The sequence below is a fragment of the Streptomyces shaanxiensis genome, assembly GCF_039537145.1.
GTDB classification, from domain to species: domain Bacteria; phylum Actinomycetota; class Actinomycetes; order Streptomycetales; family Streptomycetaceae; genus Streptomyces; species Streptomyces shaanxiensis.
This window is the reverse complement of sequence record NZ_BAAAZY010000012.1, coordinates 65826-89042: the sequence shown is the minus strand read 5'-3', so window position 1 is coordinate 89042 and position 23217 is coordinate 65826. Positions and strand designations below refer to the sequence as shown.

General features: G+C 70.8%; 26 protein-coding genes and 1 pseudogene. 11 read left to right on the top strand and 16 right to left on the bottom strand.

Features of this window, described 5'->3' with window-relative positions:
- Positions 1 to 194: 194 nt before the first annotated feature.
- Positions 195 to 530: a hypothetical protein gene (locus ABD932_RS23415; RefSeq protein ID WP_425587504.1), complete on the bottom strand. Its 336-nt coding sequence runs from the start codon at positions 528 to 530 to the stop codon at positions 195 to 197.
- 306 nt (positions 531 to 836) lie between these two features.
- Between ABD932_RS23415 and ABD932_RS23410 the strand changes: the two genes are divergently transcribed.
- The 4 genes from ABD932_RS23410 to ABD932_RS23395 all read left to right on the top strand — a co-directional run bounded on the left by ABD932_RS23410 (position 837) and on the right by ABD932_RS23395 (position 3233).
- Positions 837 to 1442, top strand: coding sequence for a dihydrofolate reductase family protein (locus ABD932_RS23410; protein WP_345015503.1), 606 nt, complete (start codon positions 837 to 839; stop codon positions 1440 to 1442).
- A gap of 279 nt (positions 1443 to 1721) precedes the next feature.
- On the top strand, positions 1722 to 2273 hold the full coding sequence (locus ABD932_RS23405; protein ID WP_345015502.1) for a YrhB domain-containing protein: 552 nt from the start codon (positions 1722 to 1724) through the stop codon (positions 2271 to 2273).
- A gap of 50 nt (positions 2274 to 2323) precedes the next feature.
- Positions 2324 to 2602, top strand: coding sequence for a hypothetical protein (locus ABD932_RS23400; RefSeq protein WP_345015501.1), 279 nt, complete (start codon positions 2324 to 2326; stop codon positions 2600 to 2602).
- A gap of 94 nt (positions 2603 to 2696) precedes the next feature.
- The gene (locus ABD932_RS23395) at positions 2697 to 3233 is read left to right on the top strand and encodes a hypothetical protein (RefSeq protein ID WP_345015500.1); all 537 of its coding nucleotides are present in this window, start codon (positions 2697 to 2699) and stop codon (positions 3231 to 3233) included.
- A 25-nt stretch (positions 3234 to 3258) separates the two neighbouring features.
- On the opposite strand, the gene ABD932_RS23390 is transcribed toward ABD932_RS23395, so the two are convergent.
- Positions 3259 to 5187: an AMP-dependent synthetase/ligase gene (locus tag ABD932_RS23390; protein ID WP_345015499.1), complete on the bottom strand. Its 1929-nt coding sequence runs from the start codon at positions 5185 to 5187 to the stop codon at positions 3259 to 3261.
- A 234-nt stretch (positions 5188 to 5421) separates the two neighbouring features.
- A complete protein-coding gene (locus ABD932_RS23385; RefSeq protein ID WP_345015498.1) occupies positions 5422 to 6708 on the bottom strand; it encodes an acetyl-CoA C-acetyltransferase in 1287 nt (428 codons plus the stop codon).
- Between the two features lie 84 nt (positions 6709 to 6792).
- Here ABD932_RS23385 and ABD932_RS23380 point away from each other — a divergent pair, with 84 nt between their 5' ends.
- Positions 6793 to 8118: a 3-oxoacyl-ACP reductase gene (locus ABD932_RS23380; protein WP_345015497.1), complete on the top strand. Its 1326-nt coding sequence runs from the start codon at positions 6793 to 6795 to the stop codon at positions 8116 to 8118.
- Complete coding sequence (locus ABD932_RS23375) at positions 8118 to 8966, top strand: MaoC family dehydratase (RefSeq protein WP_345015496.1); 849 nt, start codon at positions 8118 to 8120, stop codon at positions 8964 to 8966. The genes ABD932_RS23380 and ABD932_RS23375 overlap by 1 nt, the downstream gene beginning before the upstream one ends.
- Here ABD932_RS23375 and ABD932_RS23370 read toward each other — a convergent pair.
- From ABD932_RS23370 to ABD932_RS23330, 9 genes are all read right to left on the bottom strand, one after another.
- Positions 8963 to 9613 (bottom strand): TetR/AcrR family transcriptional regulator, encoded by a 651-nt coding sequence (locus tag ABD932_RS23370; RefSeq protein WP_345015495.1) that lies wholly within the window; start codon positions 9611 to 9613, stop codon positions 8963 to 8965. The genes ABD932_RS23375 and ABD932_RS23370 overlap by 4 nt on opposite strands.
- Before the next feature lie 58 nt (positions 9614 to 9671).
- The gene (locus tag ABD932_RS23365; protein ID WP_345015494.1) at positions 9672 to 11018 is read right to left on the bottom strand and encodes an SPFH domain-containing protein; all 1347 of its coding nucleotides are present in this window, start codon (positions 11016 to 11018) and stop codon (positions 9672 to 9674) included.
- Positions 11015 to 12670 (bottom strand): SPFH domain-containing protein, encoded by a 1656-nt coding sequence (locus ABD932_RS23360; RefSeq protein WP_345015493.1) that lies wholly within the window; start codon positions 12668 to 12670, stop codon positions 11015 to 11017. Before ABD932_RS23360 ends, ABD932_RS23365 begins: the two co-directional genes overlap by 4 nt.
- A 102-nt stretch (positions 12671 to 12772) precedes the next feature.
- Positions 12773 to 13075, bottom strand: coding sequence for a DUF4229 domain-containing protein (locus ABD932_RS23355; RefSeq protein WP_126394142.1), 303 nt, complete (start codon positions 13073 to 13075; stop codon positions 12773 to 12775).
- 87 nt (positions 13076 to 13162) lie between these two features.
- Positions 13163 to 13687: a GNAT family N-acetyltransferase gene (locus ABD932_RS23350; protein ID WP_345015492.1), complete on the bottom strand. Its 525-nt coding sequence runs from the start codon at positions 13685 to 13687 to the stop codon at positions 13163 to 13165.
- 16 nt (positions 13688 to 13703) lie between these two features.
- A complete protein-coding gene (locus tag ABD932_RS23345; protein WP_345015491.1) occupies positions 13704 to 14363 on the bottom strand; it encodes a UdgX family uracil-DNA binding protein in 660 nt (219 codons plus the stop codon).
- A 122-nt stretch (positions 14364 to 14485) separates the two neighbouring features.
- Positions 14486 to 15649, bottom strand: coding sequence for an aminofutalosine synthase MqnE (gene mqnE / locus ABD932_RS23340; protein ID WP_345015490.1), 1164 nt, complete (start codon positions 15647 to 15649; stop codon positions 14486 to 14488).
- 85 nt (positions 15650 to 15734) lie between these two features.
- A complete protein-coding gene (locus tag ABD932_RS23335) occupies positions 15735 to 16190 on the bottom strand; it encodes an Lrp/AsnC family transcriptional regulator (protein WP_030944826.1) in 456 nt (151 codons plus the stop codon).
- Between the two features lie 76 nt (positions 16191 to 16266).
- Positions 16267 to 16953, bottom strand: coding sequence for a UbiX family flavin prenyltransferase (locus tag ABD932_RS23330; protein WP_345015489.1), 687 nt, complete (start codon positions 16951 to 16953; stop codon positions 16267 to 16269).
- A gap of 91 nt (positions 16954 to 17044) precedes the next feature.
- On the opposite strand from ABD932_RS23330, the gene ABD932_RS23325 reads away from it, so the two are divergent.
- Positions 17045 to 17659 carry a rhomboid family intramembrane serine protease gene (locus ABD932_RS23325; RefSeq protein WP_345015488.1) on the top strand — a complete coding sequence of 205 codons (615 nt, stop codon included), beginning with the start codon at positions 17045 to 17047 and terminating at the stop codon, positions 17657 to 17659.
- Here the strand turns inward: ABD932_RS23325 and ABD932_RS23320 are convergent.
- From ABD932_RS23320 to ABD932_RS23310, 3 genes are read right to left on the bottom strand one after another with little or no spacing between them, the layout of a single operon-like run.
- On the bottom strand, positions 17637 to 18194 hold the full coding sequence (locus ABD932_RS23320; RefSeq protein WP_345015487.1) for a Uma2 family endonuclease: 558 nt from the start codon (positions 18192 to 18194) through the stop codon (positions 17637 to 17639). The two genes, ABD932_RS23325 and ABD932_RS23320, sit on opposite strands and share 23 nt — an antisense overlap.
- Before the next feature lie 14 nt (positions 18195 to 18208).
- The gene (gene mqnP, locus ABD932_RS23315) at positions 18209 to 19111 is read right to left on the bottom strand and encodes a menaquinone biosynthesis prenyltransferase MqnP (protein ID WP_345015486.1); all 903 of its coding nucleotides are present in this window, start codon (positions 19109 to 19111) and stop codon (positions 18209 to 18211) included.
- On the bottom strand, positions 19108 to 20565 hold the full coding sequence (locus ABD932_RS23310; RefSeq protein ID WP_345015485.1) for a menaquinone biosynthesis decarboxylase: 1458 nt from the start codon (positions 20563 to 20565) through the stop codon (positions 19108 to 19110). Before ABD932_RS23310 ends, mqnP begins: the two co-directional genes overlap by 4 nt.
- Positions 20566 to 20653: 88 nt before the next feature.
- Here ABD932_RS23310 and ABD932_RS23305 point away from each other — a divergent pair, with 88 nt between their 5' ends.
- Positions 20654 to 20983 (top strand): PLD nuclease N-terminal domain-containing protein, encoded by a 330-nt coding sequence (locus ABD932_RS23305; RefSeq protein ID WP_345015484.1) that lies wholly within the window; start codon positions 20654 to 20656, stop codon positions 20981 to 20983.
- Positions 20984 to 21030: 47 nt separating this feature from the next.
- Here ABD932_RS23305 and ABD932_RS23300 read toward each other — a convergent pair whose 3' ends face one another.
- Complete coding sequence (locus ABD932_RS23300; protein WP_345015483.1) at positions 21031 to 21321, bottom strand: hypothetical protein; 291 nt, start codon at positions 21319 to 21321, stop codon at positions 21031 to 21033.
- Between ABD932_RS23300 and ABD932_RS23295 the strand changes: the two are divergent.
- From ABD932_RS23295 to ABD932_RS23285, 3 genes and pseudogenes are all read left to right on the top strand, one after another.
- Positions 21288 to 21689, top strand: a pseudogene (locus ABD932_RS23295) (TioE family transcriptional regulator); the annotation flags it as partial. The gene ABD932_RS23300 and the pseudogene ABD932_RS23295 sit on opposite strands and share 34 nt — an antisense overlap.
- 5 nt (positions 21690 to 21694) lie before the next feature.
- Entirely contained in the window at positions 21695 to 22162 is a 468-nt protein-coding gene (locus tag ABD932_RS23290) for a nucleoside deaminase (protein WP_345015482.1), read from the top strand.
- Entirely contained in the window at positions 22146 to 23132 is a 987-nt protein-coding gene (locus ABD932_RS23285; RefSeq protein WP_345015481.1) for an isopenicillin N synthase family dioxygenase, read from the top strand. The genes ABD932_RS23290 and ABD932_RS23285 overlap by 17 nt, the downstream gene beginning before the upstream one ends.
- Positions 23133 to 23217: the final 85 nt, after the last annotated feature.

Below are 23217 nucleotides of genomic sequence, written 5' to 3'. Positions count from 1 at the left end.
ACCGCGAACCATGGTCTCGGCGCCGGTAGTTGAGCGAAGCCCCTCTAGCGCCGCGCTTGCCGTTGCGCGGCACAAGACGTGGGTGCCGCGCACAGTCACTGCACGGCCCAGCCCACCCCGGACCGTCCAGGCGGCGCGATCATCGCCACAACCGCCCCGCCACCGGTGGGCAGAGCCGGTCCGCGTCCTGGACCTCACTCCCTGATCACAGCACCAGACATGTGCGGCCCCGCCGGATCGGCGGGGCCGCCGCTGTCCCAGGCGACGGCGAGGGGCACCATGTGGTCGATGTCGAGGCCACCCGCCGACGTCACTGGGGTGGAGTCGTCGTACGACCACCAACTCCCGCCGGTCGGACGGCAGCCGGGGCCGACGGCCGGTGGGTCGACCGCCTCATGGATGAGGACCTCGGCGCGGGTGTTGCAGCCGTCGGCCGGGTCGGCGCCAGCGTTCCCGTGGCGGAACTTGTCACGGCTGTAGCCGTCACGGGACTCGGTGGCCACGGGCAGGCGGGCGACGGCTTCGCTCAAGGGCAAGGTCTCTGCGGCATGGGCAGGGGTTGAGGCGGTGACGGGCAGGACAGCGAGTGCGGCGGCCGTGAGGCTGCGCAGGACTGCACGAGCGGCGCCCGGAGCAAGCCTCAATGGCTCCGGGCCGCCGCTTCGCGTGTGAGAAACCGTCTTTGAACCGGCCCTCCGGGCCCTCCGAAGCAGTGCCGCTCCGCCGACCTGATCGGCTGCAGCGTCATGGGTTTTTCTCGTTGCTCCACAGCGCGGCCGATGAGTTTGTGGCTCCCGGCGGGTCCAAGCTCATGACACCTAGGAAAGGACACCGCCGTGTCGGAGCTTCTCGTCGACTTCATCACCTCCCTCGACGGCTACGCATCGGGAGAGGGATGGCCCGGGTTCTGGGGCCTCGAGGGCCCGGAGTACCTCGCATGGCTCGGCGAGCAGCCCGAGGCCACGTACCTGATGGGAGCGAACACCTACCGCCTGATGTCGGGCTTCGCCGCAGGCGAGGTCCCGAAGGGCCAAGACGAGTTCAGGCCCGAAGAAGAGGCGTCCGTCGACGAGCTCACGCAAGCGTCCAAGGTGGTGTTCTCCTCCTCACTCGAGGAGCCACTGACGTGGGCCAACTCCACGCTCGTCCGCGACGACGCCGTCGAGGCGGTCCGCGCCATGAAGTCGAGTGGCTCGGGGCTCCTCAGCACGATCGGCAGCCTCAGCCTGTGCCGGTCCCTGCTACGAGCCGGACTCGTCGACCGCTTCCGGGTCGTGATGTTCCCGGTGATCACCGGGGCCACGGGCGAAGAACGCATCTACGACGGCTATCCGGACGTCGCCCTCGAGATGATCGAGCACCGCACTTTCGACGGCCGCATCCAGCTGGTCGAGTACAAGCCCCGCGTGCTCGAGCACCCGCCGCTCGGCGGCCCTGCGTGACGTCGCCCCGCCCGCCGGCCCGGACGGCCGCCAGGCCGGCGCCGGCGGGCGCGGAGCAAGACCTATAGGGGGCGAACGGCCAACGTCAGGACGCCCGGTCCATGTCGTGGCGCGGTTGAGGGAGACAAGGTTCCGGCACGGGCCGGGAAACGGCCGAGGTCGGGTGATCGCGGCGAGCACAGGGACCTCGGCATGCCCCTGATCACCAAGCCTCACTCCCACCCGAGGTGAGGTTGAAAAACGCTGGTCGTTCCCTCGCAGCGGGGAGATGCTGCCTGAATGATCGACCGTGAAGTCGCCATCCGACTGGTGGAGGCGCAGCTGGAGCGTGAAGCACCGGGGCAACTGCAGGTGACGCATGTTGAGGAGCACGAACTGGCGTGGATTGTCGCCTACCAGTCCGCAGAGTATGTGCGCACGGGAGACCCCTCTCAGATGCTTGTGGGCAATGGCCCGTTTCTCGTCGATCGCGTTGATGGCGGGCTCCACTCGGTCGGTGTGGTGTCGGCGGTCACCGGCGCGTGGGAATCGGACTACCGGACCCGCATCCGGAAGATGGCCACACGAACGGCGGTGGACGACCTGCACGACGAGATACGGCAGACCACAGCAATTCGCGGGCGGATCTTCGCCATGCACGTGCTGCGACAGCAAGTGCCGGCGCTTACGCACGCGGAGGTCATCGAATACGTCGATGCTCTGCAGAGCGGCTCCCCACCAGCCCATCTCGTGGCAACCGCCACCAAGACCCTCGTCGCCGAACTGGACCCTGTCCTCAGCGTCCATACCATCCGGTCGGGAAGTCCGGATAATCGTCGCTCGCGGCCCTAAAGGCCGGGATACGGCGGCACAAGTGGTCGTACATCTCCCGGGATCTCCTCGTGAGCGCCACCGGGTCCATCGCGCACTGGCACGGCGTCGAGGAGGACGCCCCCAGTCTGATCCTGCGTGCGGTGCTGGGCGTCAAGGAGGCCAAGATCTGGTATCGCGCCTCACTCGCCGCGGCACCTCTCGCGCTCCCCGAACTCGGGGGCGGGTTCGAGCGGGAGAGGGACAAGCTCTGGCAGCTCTCGTCGCATCTGTCGTCCGATACGCGGCGGAGCATCAAGGCCGACACGGAGGCCCGCCTGGAGCAGCGGCGGGCGCGGTCCCGCTTCTGACGGCCACGCCCTCGAAAGGGCCAATGCCCGAACATCCGCGCCAGTGCGCCCTACGGTCTCACGCTGTCACCGAGATCCGGAGAAGGGAGCCACCATGGCAACCGCCAAACGCGCGGCGATGACCGTCGAGGTCCTGACGATGCTGGCTCATTACGACCCACGGTTGTGGGAGCTCGTCCACCCACACGTCCCGCCCCATCCCGTCCACGACGGCTTCCTGGGTGTCCGCTCGGCGAACTTCGCCGACGGGGGGCTCAACCCGCAGCCGATCCCACCCGGAGACGCCCTGTTGCCGGCCGTCCGTGACATGTCCGTCGCAGTGGCCGAGGCGACGATCGCCGCCAGCCTGGCGGGCCGCAAGCCCGCCGAGATCGCGAGGGAGATCGGGGACGACATCTGCCCCGAGCCCCCCAAGCTGCCCTGGCCCAAGAAGTGGCCCCTGCCCGTCCAGCTGCAGCAGCAGCTCCTCGCCGACCCGCAGCGCGTCTCCCCAGCCGTCCAGGCCACGGCCGCCCTGGTCTTCCAGTCCTATGCCGGCCGTACGACGGACAAGCCCTTGAGCACGGCCTTCGGTGACCTGGCCGACCGCCTGCTGGAAAGGGCCCTGAAGACCTCAGGCCGTACGGCCTGAGGGGTTCACGCCCGCGGAGCCGCCGCTAATTCGCGTACAGCCCCTCCACCTCCGCCGCGAAGTCCCGCAGAACCGCCTCCCGCCGCAGCTTCATCGACGGGGTCAGATGGCCGTCCATCTCCGTGAAGTCCGTCGGGAGGATCGCGAAGCGGCGGATCGACTCCGGGCGGGAGACCAGCTTGTTGGCCTCGTTCACCGCGCGCTGCAAAATCGCCCTCAACTCGTCGTCGGTGACGAGGAGTTCGGCCGGGACCGAGTGCTTGCCGTTCATCCGGCGCCAGTGGGTGACGCCGTCCATGTCCAAGGTGATCAGAGCCGACACGTACGGCCGCCGGTCGCCGACGACCATGCACTGCGAGATCAGGGGGTGCGAGCGGAGCCAGTTCTCCAGGGGCGCCGGAGCCACGCTCTTGCCGCCCGCCGTGATCAGCATTTCCTTCTTGCGGCCGGTGATCGTCAGGTAGCCCTCGTCGTCGAGCTCGCCGATGTCGCCGGTGGTCAGCCAGCCGTCCGCCGCCGCGGGCACCACGCCGCCCGCCGCCGGGTCCCAGTAGCCGCGCAGCACCTGCTCGCCGGAGACGAGGATCTCGCCGTCCGCGGCGATCCGGACGCGGGTGCCGGGCAAGGGCCAGCCCACCGTTCCCAGGCGGGGCTTCAGGGGCGGGGTCACCGTCGCCGCACCCGTCGTCTCGGTGAGGCCGTAGCCCTCGTAGATCTCGATGCCCGCGCCGGCGAAGAACGCGGCCAGGCGGCGGCCGAGCGGTGAGCCGCCACAGATCGCGTACTTCACGCGGCCACCCATGGCGTTGCGGATACGGCGGTAGACGAGGGGGTCGTAGAAGGCGCGGGCCGTCTTGAGCGCCGCGCTCGGGCCGCCGCCCGTCCCCGCGTGCCTGGCCTCCAGCGCCTCGCCGTAGCGCTCGGCCACGGACGCCGCGCGGTCGAAGGACGACACCCTGCCGCCCGCCTCGGCCTTGGCGCGGGCGGAGTTGAAGACCTTCTCCAGCATGTAGGGGATGGTCAGGAGGCAGGTGGGGCGGAAGGCCGCCAGGTCGGGGAGGAGGTCCTCCGCCTTCAGGCTCGGCGCGTGGCCCAGGCGGACCCGCGCCCGGATACAGGCCACCGCCACCATGCGGCCGAAGACGTGCGACATCGGGAGGAACAGCAGCACCGACGCCTCTTCGCTCGTCCTCGCCTTGAAGATCGGGTAGAGCAGTTCGATCGCGTTGTCCACCTCGGCGAAGAAATTGCCGTGCGTCAGCGCGCAGCCCTTGGGGCGGCCCGTCGTGCCCGAGGTGTAGATGAGCGTCGCCAGCGTGTCCGGCGCCAGCATGCCCCGCCGTACGCCCACCTCGCCGTCCGGCTGCTGGTCGCCCAGCTCGGCCAGCCGCTCCACATGGCCCTTCTCCATCACCCACATGTGGCGCAAGTCGGGCACCCGGTCCAGCTCGGGGCCGAGGGCGGCGGCCTGGGCGGCGGTCTCCGTGACCAGGGCGACCGCGCCCGAGTCCTGGAGGATCCAGCGGGTCTGGAAGACGGAGGAGGTGGGGTAGACGGGGACCGTCACGAGACCGGCCGCCCAGGCGGCGAAGTCGAGGAGCGTCCACTCGTAGCGGGTGCGCGCCATGACCGCGATCCGGTCGCCCGGCACGAACCCCTCGGCGATCAGGCCCTTCGCCACCGCCTGCACGTGCTCGGCGAACTGCGCCGCCGTCACGTCCCGCCACTGCCCGTCCTCGCCCTTGCGGCTGAGGATCACCGCGTCCGGAGCCGCGCTCGCGTTGTCGAAGGGCAGGTCCGCGAGCGACCCATGGGTCACCGGGGGCGCGAACGGCGGTACGTACGCCTCCCGTACCGCCCCGTCGAGCCGCCGCGTCTCGGGCTGGACCAGGTTCGGTCCGGGAGCGTCGTCGAAGGCGGCCGACGGGGCGAAGGAGGGAAGCGAGGTGGACACGGGCGGCTCCTGCGGCGGGCGTGCAGCGAAGAAACTGCTTGCTGCATGACGTACGTGCCTCACGCACCGTGGCGTTCACCGGCGGAGGCCTGCGGAAAGGGTTACCGCTGGTTAGGCAGGTGATCGTACGGCGCCCGCGTGTGGGCGTTGTGCGGGTTCGGCGAGGGTCCGGGGCCGGGTATGTGCAACGTCGAGGGTTATGTGAGGGGCACTCAGCTTCGTCTCACCCTTTCCTTACCTTCGTTCCAGGACAGCCGTCACCCCCTGGCCGCCCGCCGCGCACACGGAGATCAATCCTCGGCCCGAACTTCCCTTCTCCGCCAACGACTTGGCCAGCGTCGCCACGATCCGCGCGCCGGTCGCCGCGAAGGGGTGACCGGTGGCCAGGGAGGACCCGGTCACGTTCAGGCGGGCCCGGTCCACGGGGGCGAGCCCCCGCTTCTCCCACGCCGCCAGCGTGGCCAGCACCTGGGACGCGAAGGCCTCGTGGATCTCCACGAAATCGAAGTCGGGGAGCGCCAGTTCGGCCCGCTCCAGCATGCGGGGGACGGCGTACGCCGGCGCCATGAGCAGCCCGTCCTCGCCGTCCGCGGCATCGCCGTGCACGAAGTCCACCGCCGCCGTCTCGTACGCCGTGAGGTATGCCAGCGGCTCCAGGCCCCGGCGCTGCGCCCACTCCTCGCTCGCCAGCAGCACGACCGCCGCCCCGTCGGTCAGCGGCGTCGAATTGCCCGCCGTCATGGTCGGGGTGGGGCCATCGAGACCGAACACGGGCTTGAGCGCGGCGAGTTTCTCCGGCGTCGAGTCGGGGCGCATGTTCTGATCTCGGGTCAGGCCCCGGAAGGGCACCACCAGGTCCTCGAAGAAGCCGCGTTCGTACGCCGCCGCGAGTCGCTGGTGGCTCGTCGCCGCCAGTTCGTCCTGGGCCTCGCGGGAGATCCCCCAGGCTCGGGCGGTGACGGCGGCGTGCTCGCCCATGGAGAGCTTCGTGCGGGGCTCGGCGTTGCGCGGGATGTCGGGGACGAGGTGGGTGGGCCGTACGCGGGAGAGCGCCTTGAGCCGGTCCCCCAGCGACTTCGCCCGTCGGGCCTCCAGCAGGATCCGGCGCAACTCGTCGTTGACGCCGAGGGGCGCGTCGCTGGCCGTGTCCGCGCCGCCCGCGATCGCCGACTCGGTCTGGCCGAGCGCGATCTTGTTGGCGGCGGCGATGACGGCCTGGAGCCCGGTGCCACAGGCCTGCTGGATGTCGTACGCCGGTGTGCGCGCGTCCAGCTTCGAGCCGAGGACGGTCTCGCGGGCGAGATTGAAGTCGCGGCTGTGCTTGAGAACCGCCCCGGCGACGAGCTCGCCGACCGCGCCGGGACCGGCGAGGCCGTACCGCTCGACCAGGCCGTCGACGACCGCCGTGAGCATGTCCTGGTTGGACGCGGTGGCGTACGGGCCGTCGGAGCGGGCGAACGGGAGGCGGGTGCCGCCGATGATCGCGACGCGCCGAACCGCCGGGGCCAACAGGGAGCTCATCTCCACCCACTCCTCACGTCACCATGGGATTACCTCCGGTAACCTTACTCCGGAGTCAGTTCCGGAGCGCACTGGGAGTCGCACATGCCCGACCGCTATCTGAGCTTCACCGGCACCGCACCCGGCCGCTTCCTCACCCGTCGTCTGGGGTTGCCGCAGCCCGCGCCCCTGAAACGCTGGTCACCGCAGCGGCCGGCGCTGGAAGGTGACTGGCTGCTGCTCACGGCCGGCAAGTCGGACCTCGACCTACTCGCCGCCGACCCGGGCCTCGGCCTGACGGCGTCCTCCGAGAAGCCCACCGCCGTGGTCCTCGACGCCACGGGAGTCCGCGACGTCGAGACGCTCGCCGAGGTGCACGCGGCCCTCCACCCCGTCGTACGGTCGGTCGCCGCGAGCGGCCGGATCGTCGTCCTCGGCGCGCCCCTCGACCCCGCCGACCATCACCAGGCCGCCGTCCAGCAGGCCCTGGAGGGCTTCACACGCTCCCTCGGCAAGGAGATCGGGCTGGGCCGGACCGTCAACCTCGTCCGGCTGACGGACGCCCGCGCCGCCGGGTCGACCCTGCGCTTCCTCCTCTCCCCCAGGTCGGCGTACGTCAGCGGCCAGGTCATCGAGGTCGGTGCCCACGACGAGAGCGTGGCCCCCGCCGACCCCGACCGTCCTCTCACCGATCCCGACCACCCCCTCACCGGCCGCACCGCCCTCGTCACCGGCGCCGCCCGCGGCATCGGTGAGGCGGTCGCCGAGACGCTCGCCAGGGACGGCGCCCGGGTCGTCGTACTCGATGTGCCGCAGGCCGAGCAGGACGCGCGGCGTGTGGCCGACCGGCTCGGCGGCACCGCCCTCGCGCTCGACATCACCGCCCCGGACGCGGGCGCGCGCATCGCGGCCGCACTGCCCGACGGCCTTGACGTCCTCGTCCACAACGCCGGGATCACCCGTGACCGGCGCCTGGTCAACATGCCCGCCGAGCGCTGGAGTTCGGTGCTGGACGTGAACCTCGCGAGCGTGCTGCGCACGACGGACGCGCTGCTCGCGAGCGGGGCGATGCGGCGGGGCGGCCGGATCGTGGCGACGGCGTCGATCGCGGGGCTGGCGGGGAACGCCGGTCAGACCAACTACGGCGCGAGCAAGGCGGGCATCGCCGGACTGGTCCGCTCCCTCGCGCCACGCGCGCTCGCCGAGCACGGGGTGACGGTGAACGCGGTCGCGCCGGGCTTCATCGAGACAAAGATGACCGCCGCGGTTCCCCTCTTCATCCGGGAGGCGGGGCGCCGGATGAACTCACTCGCGCAAGGCGGACTGCCGGTGGACGTCGCCGAGACGACCGCCTGGCTGGCCGATCCCGGGTCCGGGTCCGTCAACGGGCAGGTCGTACGCGTATGCGGCCAGAGCCTGCTGGGGGCCTGATGTCCCTCGTCCTCACCAGTGCTCCTTCCCTTCCGCCCCTGCTCGCCCGGGGCGCCCTCCTGTCACCCTTCAAACGCCCGGGCCCCGACGCGGAGTTCCCGCGCGACCGGCTCGTCCTGCCGCGTCTGCGCGTCGATCTCGCCCGGCTGGCCGCGTACGAGAGGGTGTGCGGGTTCCCCACCGGGGAGGACGCCCTGCCGGTGACGTATCCCCATGTGCTCGGCTTCCCGCTGGCGATGCGGCTGATGAGCGGCCGGGACTTCCCGCTGCCGCTGCTCGGTCTGGTCCACACGTCCATCACGGTCACCCGGCACGAGGCCGTCACGGCCACCGGTGAGTACGAACTCTCCGTGCACGTCGACGGGTTGGCGCCGCACCGGCGCGGCACGGAGGCCGCCGTCGTCACCGAGCTGCGGGCCGGCGAGGAGGTCGTATGGGAGTCACGGAGCACGTATCTCGCCCGGCACCGCACCACCCGGCAGGCTCCCGAGACCGCGAAGGACGTGCAGGAGACACCGAAGCCGCTGCCCGTGGTCGCCGAATGGCGCCTCGCCGGGGACGTCGGCCGCCGCTACGGCGCCGCCTCGGGTGACCGCAACCCCATCCACCTCCACCCCCTCACCGCCCGCCTGTTCGGCTTCCCGCGTGCCATCGCGCACGGCATGTGGACGGTGGCCCGCTGCCTCGCCGCGCACGGGGTGCCCGATCGGGCGCGGGTGGACGCGGAGTTCAGGGCTCCGGTGCTGTTGCCGGGGACGGTGACGTACGCGGCGGAGGGCGGGCGGTTCGAGCTGCGGGGCGGCGGCGACCGCGTCCACCTGGCCGGGGAGGTCCGTCCGCTCGCCTAGGGGGTCGCCTCGGGCGGCGTCCAGGGCCGGTCGGCCATCAGGTTGCCCAGGCCCGACCAGGCGAAGTTCATCAGGGTGGCCGCCGCCTGTCTCGCCGTCACGCCCGGCGTGACGTTGGCCCAGTCGGCGAGCGACTCGGCGGCGCCGACCAGGGCCTCGGCGAGGCCGGCGACCTCGCCCTCGGGGAGGTCGGGATCCCGATGGGCCTCGCGGGCCGCCGCGAGGATCAGCTGGGTCACGAACGCGACGATCTCCGCGCGCATCGCGGCGACCTCGCCGGCGAAGGGCTCGCCGTGGGTGCGGGCCTGGAGGTGCAGGACGGACCAGCCGTCCGGGTTTTGCGCGGTGTGCGTGAAGAACGCCCCGAGCCCTTCCCAGAGTTGGCGGTCGGCGGGCAGCTCGCGCCGCACGCCCGCGCGTATGGCCTCGGTGAGCGCCGCCGCCTCCCGCCGGATGCAGGCGGTGAAGAGGTCTTCCTTCGAATTCAGGTACAGGTACACCAACGGCTTGGACACGCCCGCCAGTTCGGCTATCTCGTCCATCGACGCGGCCATGTACCCCCGCTGGCCGAAGGTCCGCACCGCGGCGTCCAGCATCTGCTGCTCACGGACTGCGCGCGGCATCCGTTTGGTCCTCACAGCGCCCATGCCGATTAGCGTACGGGCCGGGAGGGCGTTCCCACCCGGCCCGCGGTGAACCGCTGCGCTACTCCTCGCCGATCACGTCGTCCGCGAGCCTCGACACCCGGTCGACCCGGTCGGCCCACACCTGCCCGTCACCGGACGGCAGGGCCGTCAGCCGGGGCAGCAACTGCGCGGTGAGAAGGGTGGACAGGGCGGACGTGTCGGCGCCCGTCCCGTCGGTCCGTACGACCACCGGCTGCGGGGCCCTACCGGCGAGCTTCGCGCCCACCTCCAGGCGGCGCCGGGCGAGTTCGTACTGCAGGACGGCGCGGTTGTCGCGGTAGGCCTTGGCGAGGGCGCGCTGGGCGCGGGCCTCGTTCTCGGCGGCGATCAGACCGCTGCGGCCCCGCGTCTCGATCTCGAACCGCACGCGCTGGGCGTTGGTCTCCTGCTCCTCCAGCAGCTGGGCGACCTCCTCGCGGGCCCGGTTCAGCGCGGCCTTGACCTCGACGATGCGGGCGTCCCGCACCTTCTTGGCGCGCTCGATGTCCATGCCCAGCTGGTCGATCCGGCGCTTGCGGACCAGCCCCCACTCCTGGTCGTAGGCCGTACGCTCCTTGGCGACCCGCTCCCGGGTGGCCAGGTGCTGCTGGTACTGCGCCGGCAGCTGCACGTCCGGGATGTTGGAGCCGGTGATGCGCACGCCGTAGCCGGACAGCTGGCGGTTGAGCAGCTCCTGCATGTCGGCCACGTCCGAGCCGCGCAGGTCGTAGGCCCGCTCGGTGCGCATCTTCCGCGCCCGCTGCCGGATCGCGTCCTGTACGGCGCTGGAGAGCACCAGGTCGAAGTTGCCCGCGCCGATGGTGCGGACGAACAGCACGGCGTCGGTGATGCGGAACTTCAGGAAGAACTCGATGGAACGCAGCGGGACGTTCTCCTGCGTCGGGCAGGCCATCACCGGGGCCGAGTACGGGATCTCGGTGGCCGTGTCGACGACGAAGTCGACCCGGGACCACGGGTGCCACAGGTAGTGGCGGCCGGCGTCGAGGGTACGCACGACGGCCCCGTAGCGGGTCTGCACGCCGTTGGTGCCCTGCTCGATCTCGACGATCGAGGAGCGCCACCACCACAGCGCGCCGATCAGCAGCAGCACGCCGCCGCCGGCGAAGGAGAGGGCGGCGAGGGTGCCGTAGGCGAGTTCCCCGGCGGTCGAGTCCGCCTCGCCCAGGGACAGCATCACGCCCATGAACAGGGCGTAGACACCGAGCCACAGCGGCAGCATCCACCACAGGCGGCGCCGGTGGCGGGGGATGATGACCGGGATCAGGGTGTCGGCCTCGCCGCCGCGCAGCAGCCGCGCGATGTCGGCCCAGGGGGCGACCTTCTCGGAGATGACCGACCGGCGGTGGGAAGAACGGGCGGTGCTCACTGGTCGGCCTCCTCGGAGACGTCAGAGCTGATGGCGCTGTCGGAGCTGTCGGTCGATGCGGTCTGGCCGGGCACCTGCGGCACCGTGGGCCGATCGGCGGCCAGCAGCGCGCCGATCTCCGCCTCACGCGCGGCGATCCGCTCGGCCACCTCGGGCAGACGCGACCGTACGGCGGCCATGTCCTCGTCGCTGAACAGCTCCGTGCCGCGCTCGCCGACCAGTTCGCGGGCCAGCTCCAGGAAGTCGATCCCGGCGACGCCGCCGCCGTCCGCCGCGCCGCCGATGCGCACCAGGCGCGGCAGATGGTCGGCGACCTGCTCCAGCGTGTCCAGCACCTGCTGCTGGTAGCGGTACTCCAGGATCTCCGGCGCCTCGGCGGCCGTGACCGCGCGGATGTCCAGGGCCTGCGCCTCCAGCAGGGCCGCGTTGGCCTTCGCCTCCGACTCGGCCTGGACGTAGCGCTGCCGGGCGAGGGCCTCGGCGCGGTTGGTCTCGCGCTCGACGGCCGTGTCCATCTGCGCCTGGTACTGGGCGATGTCGGCCTGGATCGCGGAGAGCGTCTCGTGGCTGGAGGCGAGTTCGCGGGTGAGGTCGCCCTCGTCCTGCTCCTTGCGGAGCTGGAGCGCGTACTCGTGCGTGTACGCCTCCTTGGCCACCCGCACCATCTCGGGCGCCGCCAGGTCCATGCGGTAGCGCTGGTCGGAGGGCTCGGCGTGGGTGATGTTGGCGTTGGTCAGCTCGACGGCCGGGCGGAACTGCTGGTTGAGCTGCTCCAGCAGGCGGCCGGTGTCCTCGCCGACCATGTCGTAGATGCCGGCGGCTTCCTGCTCGTAGATGAGACTGCGGATGGTCTCGCTCACGGCGTTGCTCAGCTTCTCCTCGAAGCCGCGCACCGCGCCCAGCGTGTAGACGAACTCGGTGGGGTCGCTGATCCGGAACTGGATGAACAGATCGATCGACGCCTTCACGCCACCCCTGGTCGGGGCCTCGCGCACCGGCGCGTTGAACGGGTACTCGATCGTGGTGTTGACGATGTACGACACCCGCTTCCACGGGCTCAGCAGCACGACCCGGCCCGGGCCGACGACCTTCTCCAGCTTGCCGAACTTGGTGATCATCGCCTGGCAGCCGTCCGGCACCATGACCATGCCCTGGCGCCACCACACGAAGCCGACGGCGAGGACGGCGATGACCCAGTAGTGCACGCCGAACAGCGGGTTGGTCAGGACGTCGCCGCCCGCCGCGCCCACGAGCGACGCACCGACCACGCCCAGCACGAGCAGCGTCAGCACCGGCAGCATGGAGATCCAGGAGCGGCCCTTGGGGATCACCATCGGGCAGATGGCGTGCGACACCTCGCCGCCCTCGCGCACCTGCTCGCTGCGGCCGAGCGCCTCGCCGGCCTCGTCCAGCGGCACGGTCTTCTGCCGCATCACGGTGGCGGTGGAGCCGCCCTGCTCCCGGGCGGCCGGGAAGTCGGCCGGGTCGATGCCCCAGCCCTGTGCGTCGTACTCCCCGCCGCCGGCTCCCGATGCTCCCCGTCCGCCGGCCTGCCGCCGCAGTTCCTCCTGCGCCGCCGTCCGCGGATCGGTGCCGGAGGCTACGGCCTCGGCAACGCGTCGTGCGCCCTGTTTCGCGCGCGCTCGTGCCACGGTTCCCCCCTTACGTTGTTTCCAGCCATCCCACACCATGGGATCGGCCAAGAGTAAGGGGGTGCCGGGGACCGTTACCCGGCGGTAGCGCCGTGATGGGGCCTAGGAGGCCTGGCCCTGCGCCCGGGCCGCCTCGTCGACCGCGTCGTCCTCCTGGCTGCGGTTGGCCTCCAGGTTGGCCTTCACGCGGTCGACCTTCTGGACGATCTGCACGGAGGCGCGGTCGCGCTCCTTGCGCAGGACGACGAAGCTGATCGGGGCCGAGATCAGCAGGGCGAGCAGGATGATCCACATGCCGTTGGAGTCGCCGAGGCCGCGCGGGGCGAGGCCGGAGAAGACGAGGCCCCAGACGACCACGAGGCAGCCCACGAAGATCCCGAGGCGCATCAGTGTGTAGCGGAGCATCTCAATCCACTCTTCCGATTCCAAAAAGGGCCACCGTCCAGTGAAGCACGCCGACCCGCCGATCTTGCAGGGGGGTCGGTACGCGGTTCAGGCGAGCGGCAGCAGCATGATCACGTCGTCCCGGTCGTCGTCCGGCGCGACCCGGATGGCCGCCGGGATCCGGCCGACCTCCTTGTAGCCGCAGGAGCCGTAGAACCGCTCCAGGCCGAGGCCGCCCCGGCAGGTGAGGCGGATCGCCTCGATGCCGTCGAAGGTTCGGGCGGCGCGCTCGGCGGCCGCCAGCAGGTCACGGCCGTAGCCCTTGCCCTGGTGGCGGGGGTGCACCATCACCGTGTACAGCCAGAGCCAGTGGACCATCAGCCGGTGCGAGTTGAAGGTGAGGAAAGCGGTCGCGGCGACCCGCCCGTCCTCGTCGTGCCCGACGAGCAGCCGCCTGCTCCCGTCGGCCATCCCGGCGAGCTGCCGCACCAGCTCCGGCCGGACCTCCTCCGGCGTCACCGGCGGCAGGAAGCCCACGGCTCCGCCCGCGTTGGACACGTCGGTCCACAGGTCGAGGATGCCGTCCCGGAGGGCGGGGGTGACGGCCGGATCGAGTGTGAAAGTAAGGGACACCGCAGCATAGTAGCCATTACATCAAGGCTCGCGCAGCCACTTTCAGGTCCGCGACCAGCCCCTCGTACGCCGCCTTGCGGTCCGCGTCGTCCCGCATGCGCAGTACCGACGCCGGATGCACCGTCGCCACCAGCTTCTCCGGCCGGCCGTGGATCTCCCGCTCCAGCAGCGCCCCGCGCACCTCTCCGACCCGGAACGAGGAGCCCAGCAGCGCCTTGCCCGCGCTCGCGCCCAGGAGCACGATCAGCTCGGGCTCGACGACGGCCAGCTCGGCGGCCAGCCAGGGGGCGCACGCGGTCATCTCGCGCAGGGTCGGCGGCTTGTGGATGCGGCGCTTGCGGGGTTCGGTCCGCGTGAACTTGAAGTGCTTGACGGCGTTGGTGACGTACGCCTCGCCGGGCTTGATACCGGCCTCCGCGAGGGCCCGGTCGAGCAGGTGGCCGGCCGGTCCCACGAACGGTTTGCCCTGGCGGTCCTCCTGGTCGCCGGGTTGCTCGCCGATCAGCATGACGCGGGCGCGCGCGGTGCCCTCGCCGAACACCGTCCGGGTGGCGTCGCGGTGCAGGGGGCAGCCCCGGCAGTCGGCGGCGGCGCGGCGGAGGGCCGGCAGTCCGCCGCGGTCCGGGACGAAGGGTTCGGCGGTGTAGGCGTCCTCAGGAGCTCGGGTGGTCACCATGAGGTCCGAGTACCCGCCGTAGGGGCTCGGACCCATGGTCGACTGCGGTCCGGTGGGGGCTGGTCGCGCCCACGCGGCGGAGCCGCACATCGCTGCAGCCCCGCGCCCCTGGGTGGGTCCACTCACACGCGCATGGGCTGCGGGGCTTCCCGACGCAACGGGTCCGGGCCGTCGTACTCCCGAATGACCTCGTAGCGCGTGTTGCGCTCCACGGGCTGGAAGCCGGCATCCCTGATGAGGTCCAGCAGATCCTCGCGCGTCAGCTTGTTCGGCGTGCCGTAGTTGTCCGCGTCGTGGGTGATCTTGTACTCGACGACCGAGCCGTCCATGTCGTCGGCGCCGTGCTGGAGGGCCAGTTGGGCGGTCTGGACGCCGTGCATGACCCAGAAGACCTTGACGTGCGGGACGTTGTCGAAGAGGAGCCGGGAGACGGCGAAGGTCTTGAGGGCCTCCGCGCCCGTCGCCATCTGCGTGCGCGCCTGGAGGCGGTTGCGTACCTTGCCGTCCTTCATGTCGACGAAGTCGTGCTGGTAGCGCAGCGGGATGAAGACCTGGAAGCCGTTCGTCTCGTCCTGGAGCTCACGCAGGCGCAGGACGTGGTCGACGCGGTGGCGGGGCTCCTCGATGTGGCCGTACAGCATGGTGCACGGGGTCTTCAGACCCTTCTCGTGCGCCAGGCGGTGGATGCGGGACCAGTCCTCCCAGTGGGTACGGTGGTCCACGATGTGCTGACGGACCTCCCAGTCGAAGATCTCGGCGCCGCCACCGGTCAGGGACTCCAGACCGGCGTCGATGAGCTCGTCGAGGATCTCGGAGGCGGAGAGCCCGGAGATGGTCTCGAAGTGGTGGATCTCCGTCGCCGTGAAGGCCTTCAGCGAGACGTTCGGGAGGGCGGCCTTCAGCTCCCGCAGCGAGCGCGGGTAGTAGCGCCACGGCAGGTTCGGGTGCAGCCCGTTGACGATGTGGAGCTCGGTGAGGTTCTCGCTCTCCATCGACTTGGCGAGCTTCACCGCCTCCTCGATGCGCATCGTGTACGCGTCCTTCTCGCCCGGCTTGCGCTGGAAGGAGCAGTAGGCGCAGGACGCCGTGCACACGTTGGTCATGTTGAGGTGACGGTTGACGTTGAAGTGGACGACGTCGCCGTTCTTGCGCGTGCGCACCTCGTGGGCGAGTCCGCCGAGCCACGCCAGGTCGTCCGACTCGTACAGCGCGATGCCGTCCTCGCGGGTCAGCCGCTCACCGGAACGGACCTTCTCCTCCAGCTCGCGCTTGAGCCCGACGTCCATGCGTACACCTCTCTCAGACAGACTTCGTAAACCGTACTCCCCACCCTTCGGGCGGGCGGTGCCCCCATACGGCCCTGAAACGGGCCTACACCTCTTCGGGCAGTTCTCCGACCCGGTTCTCCCACTTGGTGGAGAGCACGATCGTGGTACGGGTCCGGGAGACGCCCGTGGTGCCGCTGAGCCGCCGGATGATCTTCTCCAGCCCGTCCACGTCGGCCGCCCGCACCTTGAGCATGTACGAGTCGTCGCCGGCGATGAACCAGCAGTCCTCGATCTCGCCCAGGTCCCGCAGGCGGTTCGCCACGTCCTCGTGGTCGGTGGCGTCGGAGAGCGAGATACCGATCAGCGCGGTGACGCCGAGGCCGAGCGAGGCGGCGTCGACGGTGGCGCGGTAACCCGTGATGACACCGGCCGCCTCCAGCCGGTTGATGCGGTCGGTGACGCTGGGTCCCGACAGGCCGACGAGGCGTCCCAGCTCCGCGTAGGAGGCCCGGCCGTTCTCCCTCAGGGCCTGGATGAGCTGCCTGTCCACCGCGTCCATGCGATCGAAGCCTTCCACTGAAGAGGTGTGCGAGTTCTGGGTGTTGCTGAGATGGGTGGTGCGTGGTGCGTGCCGCTCAGGCGGGAGGGCGGGAGCCGCCGCCGATCTCGCCCTGCCAGCGGCGGTAGAGGCCGTGCTCGACGCCCGCCGCGTCGAGGACCCGTCCGGCGACGAAGTCCACCAGGTCCTGGATGTGCGTCGCTCCCGCGTAGAAGGCGGGCGAAGCCGGTACGACGCTGGCGCCCGCGTCGTCGAGGGTCACCAGGTGCCGCAGCGTCTGGCCGTTCAGCGGGGTCTCCCGCACGGCCACGACGAGCGGCCGGCGCTCCTTGAGCGTCACGCTCGCGGCCCGCTGCAGCAGGTCCTTGGACAGCCCCAGCGCCACTCCGGCGACACAGGCCGTGGAGGCCGGAACGATGAGCATCCCTTTCACCGCATACGACCCCGAGGACGGCCCCGCCGCGAGGTCCCCGGCACCCCAGTGCCGTACGGCGTCGATGTCCGCCTCGAAGGTGCCCGGCTTGCCGTCGGCCCCGCGTGCCAGCCATTCCCGCAGGTCGTCCCGCCAGTGGGCGTCCCGGAAGGAGATCCCGGTCTCGTCGAGCAGGGTGAGCCGGGAGGCTCGGGACACGATGAGGTCGACGCTCTCCCCGGCGGCGAGCAGCGCGCGCAGCACCGAGGCGGCATAGGGGGTGCCGGAGGCGCCGGAGACCCCAACGATCCAAGGCGTACGCCGCGTCTCTCCTGGCTTGACTGGGTTCACGCCCCCGAGCCTATCCGGCGTCGCAGGGTGGGAACCGGTCAAGGGTGGTCGGGCGTTCACCGGAGGGGACGAGCGAGTGGCGGGGGGTGCCATGTCGGAGACAAGGCCGGAATGGTCCCGGGGCGACCGGGCGAGGACCGCGGCCAAGCTGATGGTGGGCTGGGTCGCGCTGCTGTGGCTGCTGGAAGTGGTCGACGTGACGAGCGGCCACGCGCTGGACCGCTTCGGCATCGTCCCGCGCGAGCCCGCCGAGCTGGTCGACGTCGTGCCCGCGGCCTTCGTCCACTTCGGCTTCGCCCATGTGGCCGCCAACAGCGTTCCGCTGCTGGTCATGGGCTTCCTCGCGGCCCTCGGCGGGCTGCGCCGGTTCCTCGCGGTCTGCGCGCTGATCATCGTGGCCGACGGTCTGGGTGTGTGGCTCATAGCCCCGGCGCACACCAACACCGCGGGCGCCTCCGGCCTGATCTTCGGCCTCTTCGGCTTCCTGCTGGTCACCGGCTTCGTGGAGCGTCGCCCACTCGGGGTCGTGGTCGGCCTGCTGGTGGGCGCGATCTGGGGCGGCACGATACTGGCGGGCCTCGCCCCGACCCAGTCCGGCGTCAGCTGGCAGGGGCATCTGCTGGGGCTGCTGGCGGGGGTGGCGGCGGCGTTCGTGCTGCGCCGCCGGGCGAGCGGACCGGCACTCAGGGCCGGGGGCGCGCTTTAGGGTCGACGGGGAGGTTGGCGGTGGGGATGGTCAGCTTGCCGAGCGGGGAGTCGACGGTGAGGTCGGGGCCGTAGGGGATGGTGTCGCGACCTCGGTAGCCGTCGGGGCCGGGGTTCCACATGGTGACGCACTGGCCCTTCAGCGGGTCCAGGACCAGGTAGTCGGCGATGCCCCGGGAGGCGTAACAGCGGGGTTTCGCCTCGTAGTCGCGGCGGATGCTGCCCTGGGAGACGACCTCGACGACGAGCTCGATGAGATCCGGTGGGTACGCGAGCTCGTTCCGGTCCGCCTCCGGCTCGGGGATCACGGCCAGGTCGGGACAGAGCTCGTTGTCCTCGTCGAAAGGGAAAACGACATCGCTGACGAGGTCCCACTCCGGGCCGAGCTGCGGGGCGAGGGCGTTCCACGCCTCGTAGATCGTGCCGGCGTGGTGCGCCCTGAGCGGGCACGCCACGACACTGCCCTCGACGATCTCCGTGCGGAATCCGGGGAACGCGTCCTCGAACCGGCTGAGCTGCGTGTGCAGGCGGGTCATGGACCGCACCGTATTCAGACGGTCAAGCCCCGAACCAAGAGATCCAGCAGCGCACACACGAACAGGGCAATCCCGATGAACCCGTTGACGCTGAAGAACGCCCTGTTCACGCGGGACAGGTCGTGCGGGCGGACGATCGAGTGCTCGTAGAGGAAGGCCCCGGCCACGATCAGCAGGCCCAGCCAGAAGAAGGTGCCCGCGTCCGTGGTGAGGGCGTACCAGACGAACAGGGCCGTCGTGACCGTGTGGCAGGCGCGGGCGCCCCAGATCGCCGCCGGGATGCCGAAGCGGGCCGGGACCGACATGACGCCGATCTCGCGGTCGGTCTCGACGTCCTGGCAGGCGTAGATGAGGTCGAAGCCGCCGATCCAGATGCCGACGGCGAGGCCGAGGATCACCGCGTCCCAGGACCAGGTGCCGGTGACGGCCAGCCAGCCGCCGACCGGTCCCATCGCCTGGGCCAGGCCCAGAATGGCCTGGGGGAAGTTCGTGAACCGTTTGCCGTAGGGGTAGACCACCATCGGGATCACCGCGATGGGGGCGAGGGCCAGGCACAGGGGGTTCAGCAGGGCCGCCGCGCCCAGGAAGATCACCAGGGCGATGAGGGCGCCCGTCCAGGCGTGGCGGACGGACATCGCGCCCGTGACCAGTTCACGCTGGGCGGTCCGCGGGTTCCGCGCGTCGATCTCGCGGTCGATGATCCGGTTGACCGCCATAGCGAACGTACGCAGGCCCACCATGCACACCGTCACCAGGAGCAGCCGGCCCCAGTGGATGTTCCTGTCGAGCTGGAACATCGCGGTGAGCGCGGCGATGTACGCGAAGGGCAGCGCGAACACCGAGTGCTCGATCATGACGAGGCGGAGGAACGCCTTCGTGCGTCCTGGCTGCGGAATCGCGGCGGAGGCGCTGCTCACAGTCCGTACTCCTTCCAGCGGCGGTCGACCTTCGCCGCCGTCTCAGGATCGGACTCCACCATGTCCGGCCAGCCGCCGTCGCGGGTGTAGCCCTCCTCGGGCCACTTCTTCGTCGCGTCGATGCCCGCCTTGCCGCCCCAGAACTGCTGGTAGGAGGCGTGGTCGAGGTGGTCGACGGGGCCTTCGACGACCGAGAGGTCGCGGGCGTAGTCCGTGTTGCCGAGGGCCCGCCAGGCGACCTCGTGCAGGTCGTGGACGTCGCAGTCGGAGTCGACGACCACGATCAGCTTGGTCAGGGACATCATGTGGGCGCCCCAGATCGCGTGCATCACCTTCTGGGCGTGCTTGGGGTACTTCTTGTCGATCGAGACGATCGCGCAGTTGTGGAAGCCGCCGGCCTCGGGCAGGTGGTAGTCCACGATGTCCGGGACGATGATCTTGAGCAGCGGCAGGAAGAAGCGTTCCGTCGCACGGCCCAGCGGTCCGTCCTCCGTCGGGGGCCTGCCCACGACGATCGACTGCAGCAGCGGCCGGCGGCGCATCGTCACGCAGTCGATCTTCAGCGCGGGGAAGGGCTCCTGCGGGGTGTAGAAGCCGGTGTGGTCCCCGAAGGGCCCCTCCGGCAGCATCTCCCCCGGCTCCAGCCACCCCTCCAGCACGACCTCCGCCTGCGCCGGCACCTGCAACGGCACCGTCTTGCAGTCCACCATCTCGATCCGCTTGCCCGCGAGGAACCCCGCGAACAGGTACTCGTCGATGTCACCGGGCAGTGGCGCGGTGGAGGCGTAGGACACGGCGGGCGGGCAGCCGAAGGCGATCGCGACCGGCAGCCGCTCTCCCCTTCTCGCTGCCACCTGGTAGTGGTTGCGGCTGTCCTTGTGGATCTGCCAGTGCATGCCGATGGTGCGCTTGTCGTGGCGCTGGAGGCGGTACAGACCGAGATTGCGTACGCCGCTCTCCGGGTCCTTGGTGTGCGTGAGCCCCAGGTTGAAGAAGGAGCCGCCGTCCTTGGGCCAGGTGAACAGCGCGGGCAGCCGCTCCAGGTCGACCTCGTCGCCGTGCAGCACGACCTCCTGCACCGGCGCGTTGTCCGACTTCACCTTCTTCGGCGGCACGTGCGTCATGGAGCCGAGCTTCCCGAAGGCCTCGCGGACGCCGACGAACCCGTGCGGCAGCTCGGGCTTGAGCAGCCCGCCGATCTTGTCGGAGATGTCCGCGTAGGACTTGAGCCCCAGGGCCTTCAGCAGCCGCCGGTCCGTCCCGAACACGTTCATCGCGAGGGGCATCGAGGACCCCTTCACGTTCTCGAAGAGCAGCGCGGGACCGCCGGACTTCTGTACGCGGTCGACGATCTCCCCGACCTCGAGATACGGATCGACCTCAGCCTTGACGCGCTTGAGGTCGCCTTCGCGCTCCAGCGCCCTGAGCAGGGAACGAAGATCGTCGTAAGCCATGGGGTCAAGTATCCCCGAGCGGCTACCCTGGCCCTGAACCCGGGGGCCGTGCCCCCGGTCCCGACGACCGTTTCGCTGGAGAGGACCCATGCTCCGGGTGCTGATGTTCCTCGTGCCACTCGCGCTGAGCGTGTACGCGTTCATCGACTGCATCAGCACGAAGGAGGACGACATCCGCCACATGCCCAAGCCGCTGTGGGCGATCCTCGTGCTGGTGTTCCCGCTGGTCGGCTCGATCTCCTGGCTGATCGCGGGCAAGAAGCGCAGCCCGGCCGCCGAGGGGTGGGGCGGTGTACGGGACCGTCAGCGCCAGCGCCGGCAGTGGGTGGCTCCCGACGACAACCCCGAGTTCCTCAAGTCGCTGGACGAGGACGACGACAAGAAGCGGGACGACGGGCCGAAGCGCGACGAACCCTGACCGGGACCGGCTCCGCGGCCGTGCTGATCCACTGCCGCATCACCCCGTCACCTCCCCGGCACCCCCTCCGCCACCAGTTTCCCTCCCCCCGAGCCGCCCTCGGGCCCCAGGTCGATCAGCCAATCCGAGGCGTGGACGACGTCGAGGTTGTGCTCGATGGTGATGACCGAGTGGCCGGTGTCGACGAGGCGTTGGAGTACGGCGAGGAGGCGGGCGGTGTCGGCCGAGTGGAGGCCGGTGGTGGGTTCGTCCAGGAGGTAGAGGGTGCTGCCGGCCGCCTTGCGGCCCAGTTCCTTCGCCAGTTTCGAGCGAGGCGCTGGAGACCCTGGCCGAGACACCCCCTGCCGAGCTGCCCCGCTCCGGGCTGCGCATCGGCGAGGTGGCCGCGCTGCTCGGCGTACGGACGTCGGCACTGAGGGTGTGGGAGGCGGCCGGACTGATCGCGCCGGAGCGGGAGCGGGGCACGAGGTACCGCGTCTACCGACCCGCCGACGTCCGCGACGCCCGGCTGATCCACACCCTGCGCCGCAGTCACTACCTGCTCGACCAGATCCGCCCGGTCCTGGACGGCCTGCGCCGCGAGGGCAGCCGCGAGGCCCTGCGGGCGGCGATCGCGGCGCGCGGCGAGGCGCTCACGGCGCGCACCCGGGCCATGCTGTCCGGCGCGGGCCACCTGGACGACTACCTGGTGTGCACCGGACAGTGAGAGACATGGATCTCCTGGACGAGGCGACCGCACGTACCTGGCTCGGTACCGCCGTCGCCGAGGCGCGTGCCGGGCTCGGCGAAGGGGGCATCCCGATCGGCGCCGCTCTCTACGGACCCGACGGGGCCCTCCTCGGACGCGGGCACAACCGGCGGGTGCAGGACGGCGACCCGTCCCTGCACGCGGAGACGGCGGCCTTCCGCGCGGCGGGCCGGCAGCGGTCGTACCGGGGTACGACCATGGTGACCACGCTGTCGCCGTGCTGGTACTGCTCGGGGCTGGTGCGGCAGTTCGGGATCGCGCGGGTGGTGATCGGGGAGGCGGTCACGTTCTCCGGCGGACATGACTGGCTGGCCGAGCACGGTGTGCAGATCGTGCTCCTGGACGACCCCGGGTGCATCGGGATGATGCGCGACTTCATCAAGGACAATCCGGCACTGTGGAACGAGGACATCGGTGACATCGGTGAGTAACCCACGAATCCCCACGATCGACCTCGGGCCCTGGCTCGAAGGCGACCCCGAGGCGCGCGGGGCGATCGCCCGGACCGTCGACGAGGCCCTCCGGACCGCCGGCTTCCTCCTGGTCACCGGGCACGGTGTGGACCCGGTCCTGCGCGCCCGGATCCGGGAGGTGGCCCGCGCCTTCTTCACCCTCCCGCCGGACGTCAAGCAGCCCTACGCCGTGAAGGTCGGCGGCCGCGGCTGGCTCGGCCCCGGTGCGGAGGCCAACGGCTACTCGGAGGGGACCGAGACCCCGCCGGACCTGAAGGAGTCGCTGAGCTTCGCGACGCACGAGCCCTTCGACGACCCGGTGATCAACGCCGAGTGGTACGCGCCGAACGTGTACCCGGCCGAGGTGCCCGAACTGCGGGAGCTGTGCGAGGAGTACCTGGCGCGGATGGCCGAGCTGGAGAAGGAGCTGCTGTCCCTGCTCGGCTACGCCCTGGGCCTCGAACCGGACTTCTTCTCACGGCACATGGACCACCCGACGTACGGCTTCAACATCAACTGGTACCCCGGCACCGAGGTCGTCGGGGAACCGGCGCCCGGTCAGTTCCGCATCGGGCCGCACACCGACTTCGGCACGGTGACGATCCTCGACCGGCAGGTGGGCAAGGGCGGGCTGCAGGTCTACACGGACCCTGCGGACGGAGGCGTCGGGTGGGAGGACGCGCCGTACGACCCGGACGCCTTCACCATCAACATCGGGGACCTGATGGCCCGTTGGACCGGTGACCGGTGGCGGTCGGGCCGGCATCGCGTACTGCCGCCGCCCGCGGACGCGCCCGCCGAGGAGCTGATGTCCCTCGTCTACTTCGGGGAGTGCACGCCCGGGACGCTCGTGGAGTCCGTGCCGGCGCCGGTGGGGCGGGTGGCGTACGCGCCGGTCGACTCGCATGTGTATCTGCGGGAGAAGCTGGACTCGATCTCCGTCGGCTGACCACGTCTGCTGATCGCAGCGAACCGTTTCTGAGTAAGGGTTGCCTCGTTGGGCGAGATACCACCCTTTCGGGTGTGTCCCCCGC

Coding starts and splice junctions, on each gene's coding strand:
- ABD932_RS23405 (WP_345015502.1), top strand. CDS start 1,722: ATGATCGACCGTGAAGTCGCCATCCGACTGGTGGAGGCGCAGCTGGAG.
- ABD932_RS23395 (WP_345015500.1), top strand. CDS start 2,697: ATGGCAACCGCCAAACGCGCGGCGATGACCGTCGAGGTCCTGACGATG.
- ABD932_RS23385 (WP_345015498.1), bottom strand. CDS start 6,708: ATGAGCTCCCTGTTGGCCCCGGCGGTTCGGCGCGTCGCGATCATCGGC.
- ABD932_RS23380 (WP_345015497.1), top strand. CDS start 6,793: ATGCCCGACCGCTATCTGAGCTTCACCGGCACCGCACCCGGCCGCTTC.
- ABD932_RS23375 (WP_345015496.1), top strand. CDS start 8,118: ATGTCCCTCGTCCTCACCAGTGCTCCTTCCCTTCCGCCCCTGCTCGCC.
- ABD932_RS23370 (WP_345015495.1), bottom strand. CDS start 9,613: ATGGGCGCTGTGAGGACCAAACGGATGCCGCGCGCAGTCCGTGAGCAG.
- ABD932_RS23355 (WP_126394142.1), bottom strand. CDS start 13,075: ATGCTCCGCTACACACTGATGCGCCTCGGGATCTTCGTGGGCTGCCTC.
- ABD932_RS23345 (WP_345015491.1), bottom strand. CDS start 14,363: ATGGTGACCACCCGAGCTCCTGAGGACGCCTACACCGCCGAACCCTTC.
- mqnE (WP_345015490.1), bottom strand. CDS start 15,649: ATGGACGTCGGGCTCAAGCGCGAGCTGGAGGAGAAGGTCCGTTCCGGT.
- ABD932_RS23335 (WP_030944826.1), bottom strand. CDS start 16,190: ATGGACGCGGTGGACAGGCAGCTCATCCAGGCCCTGAGGGAGAACGGC.
- ABD932_RS23325 (WP_345015488.1), top strand. CDS start 17,045: ATGTCGGAGACAAGGCCGGAATGGTCCCGGGGCGACCGGGCGAGGACC.
- ABD932_RS23320 (WP_345015487.1), bottom strand. CDS start 18,194: ATGACCCGCCTGCACACGCAGCTCAGCCGGTTCGAGGACGCGTTCCCC.
- ABD932_RS23310 (WP_345015485.1), bottom strand. CDS start 20,565: ATGGCTTACGACGATCTTCGTTCCCTGCTCAGGGCGCTGGAGCGCGAA.
- ABD932_RS23305 (WP_345015484.1), top strand. CDS start 20,654: ATGCTCCGGGTGCTGATGTTCCTCGTGCCACTCGCGCTGAGCGTGTAC.
- ABD932_RS23290 (WP_345015482.1), top strand. CDS start 21,695: ATGGATCTCCTGGACGAGGCGACCGCACGTACCTGGCTCGGTACCGCC.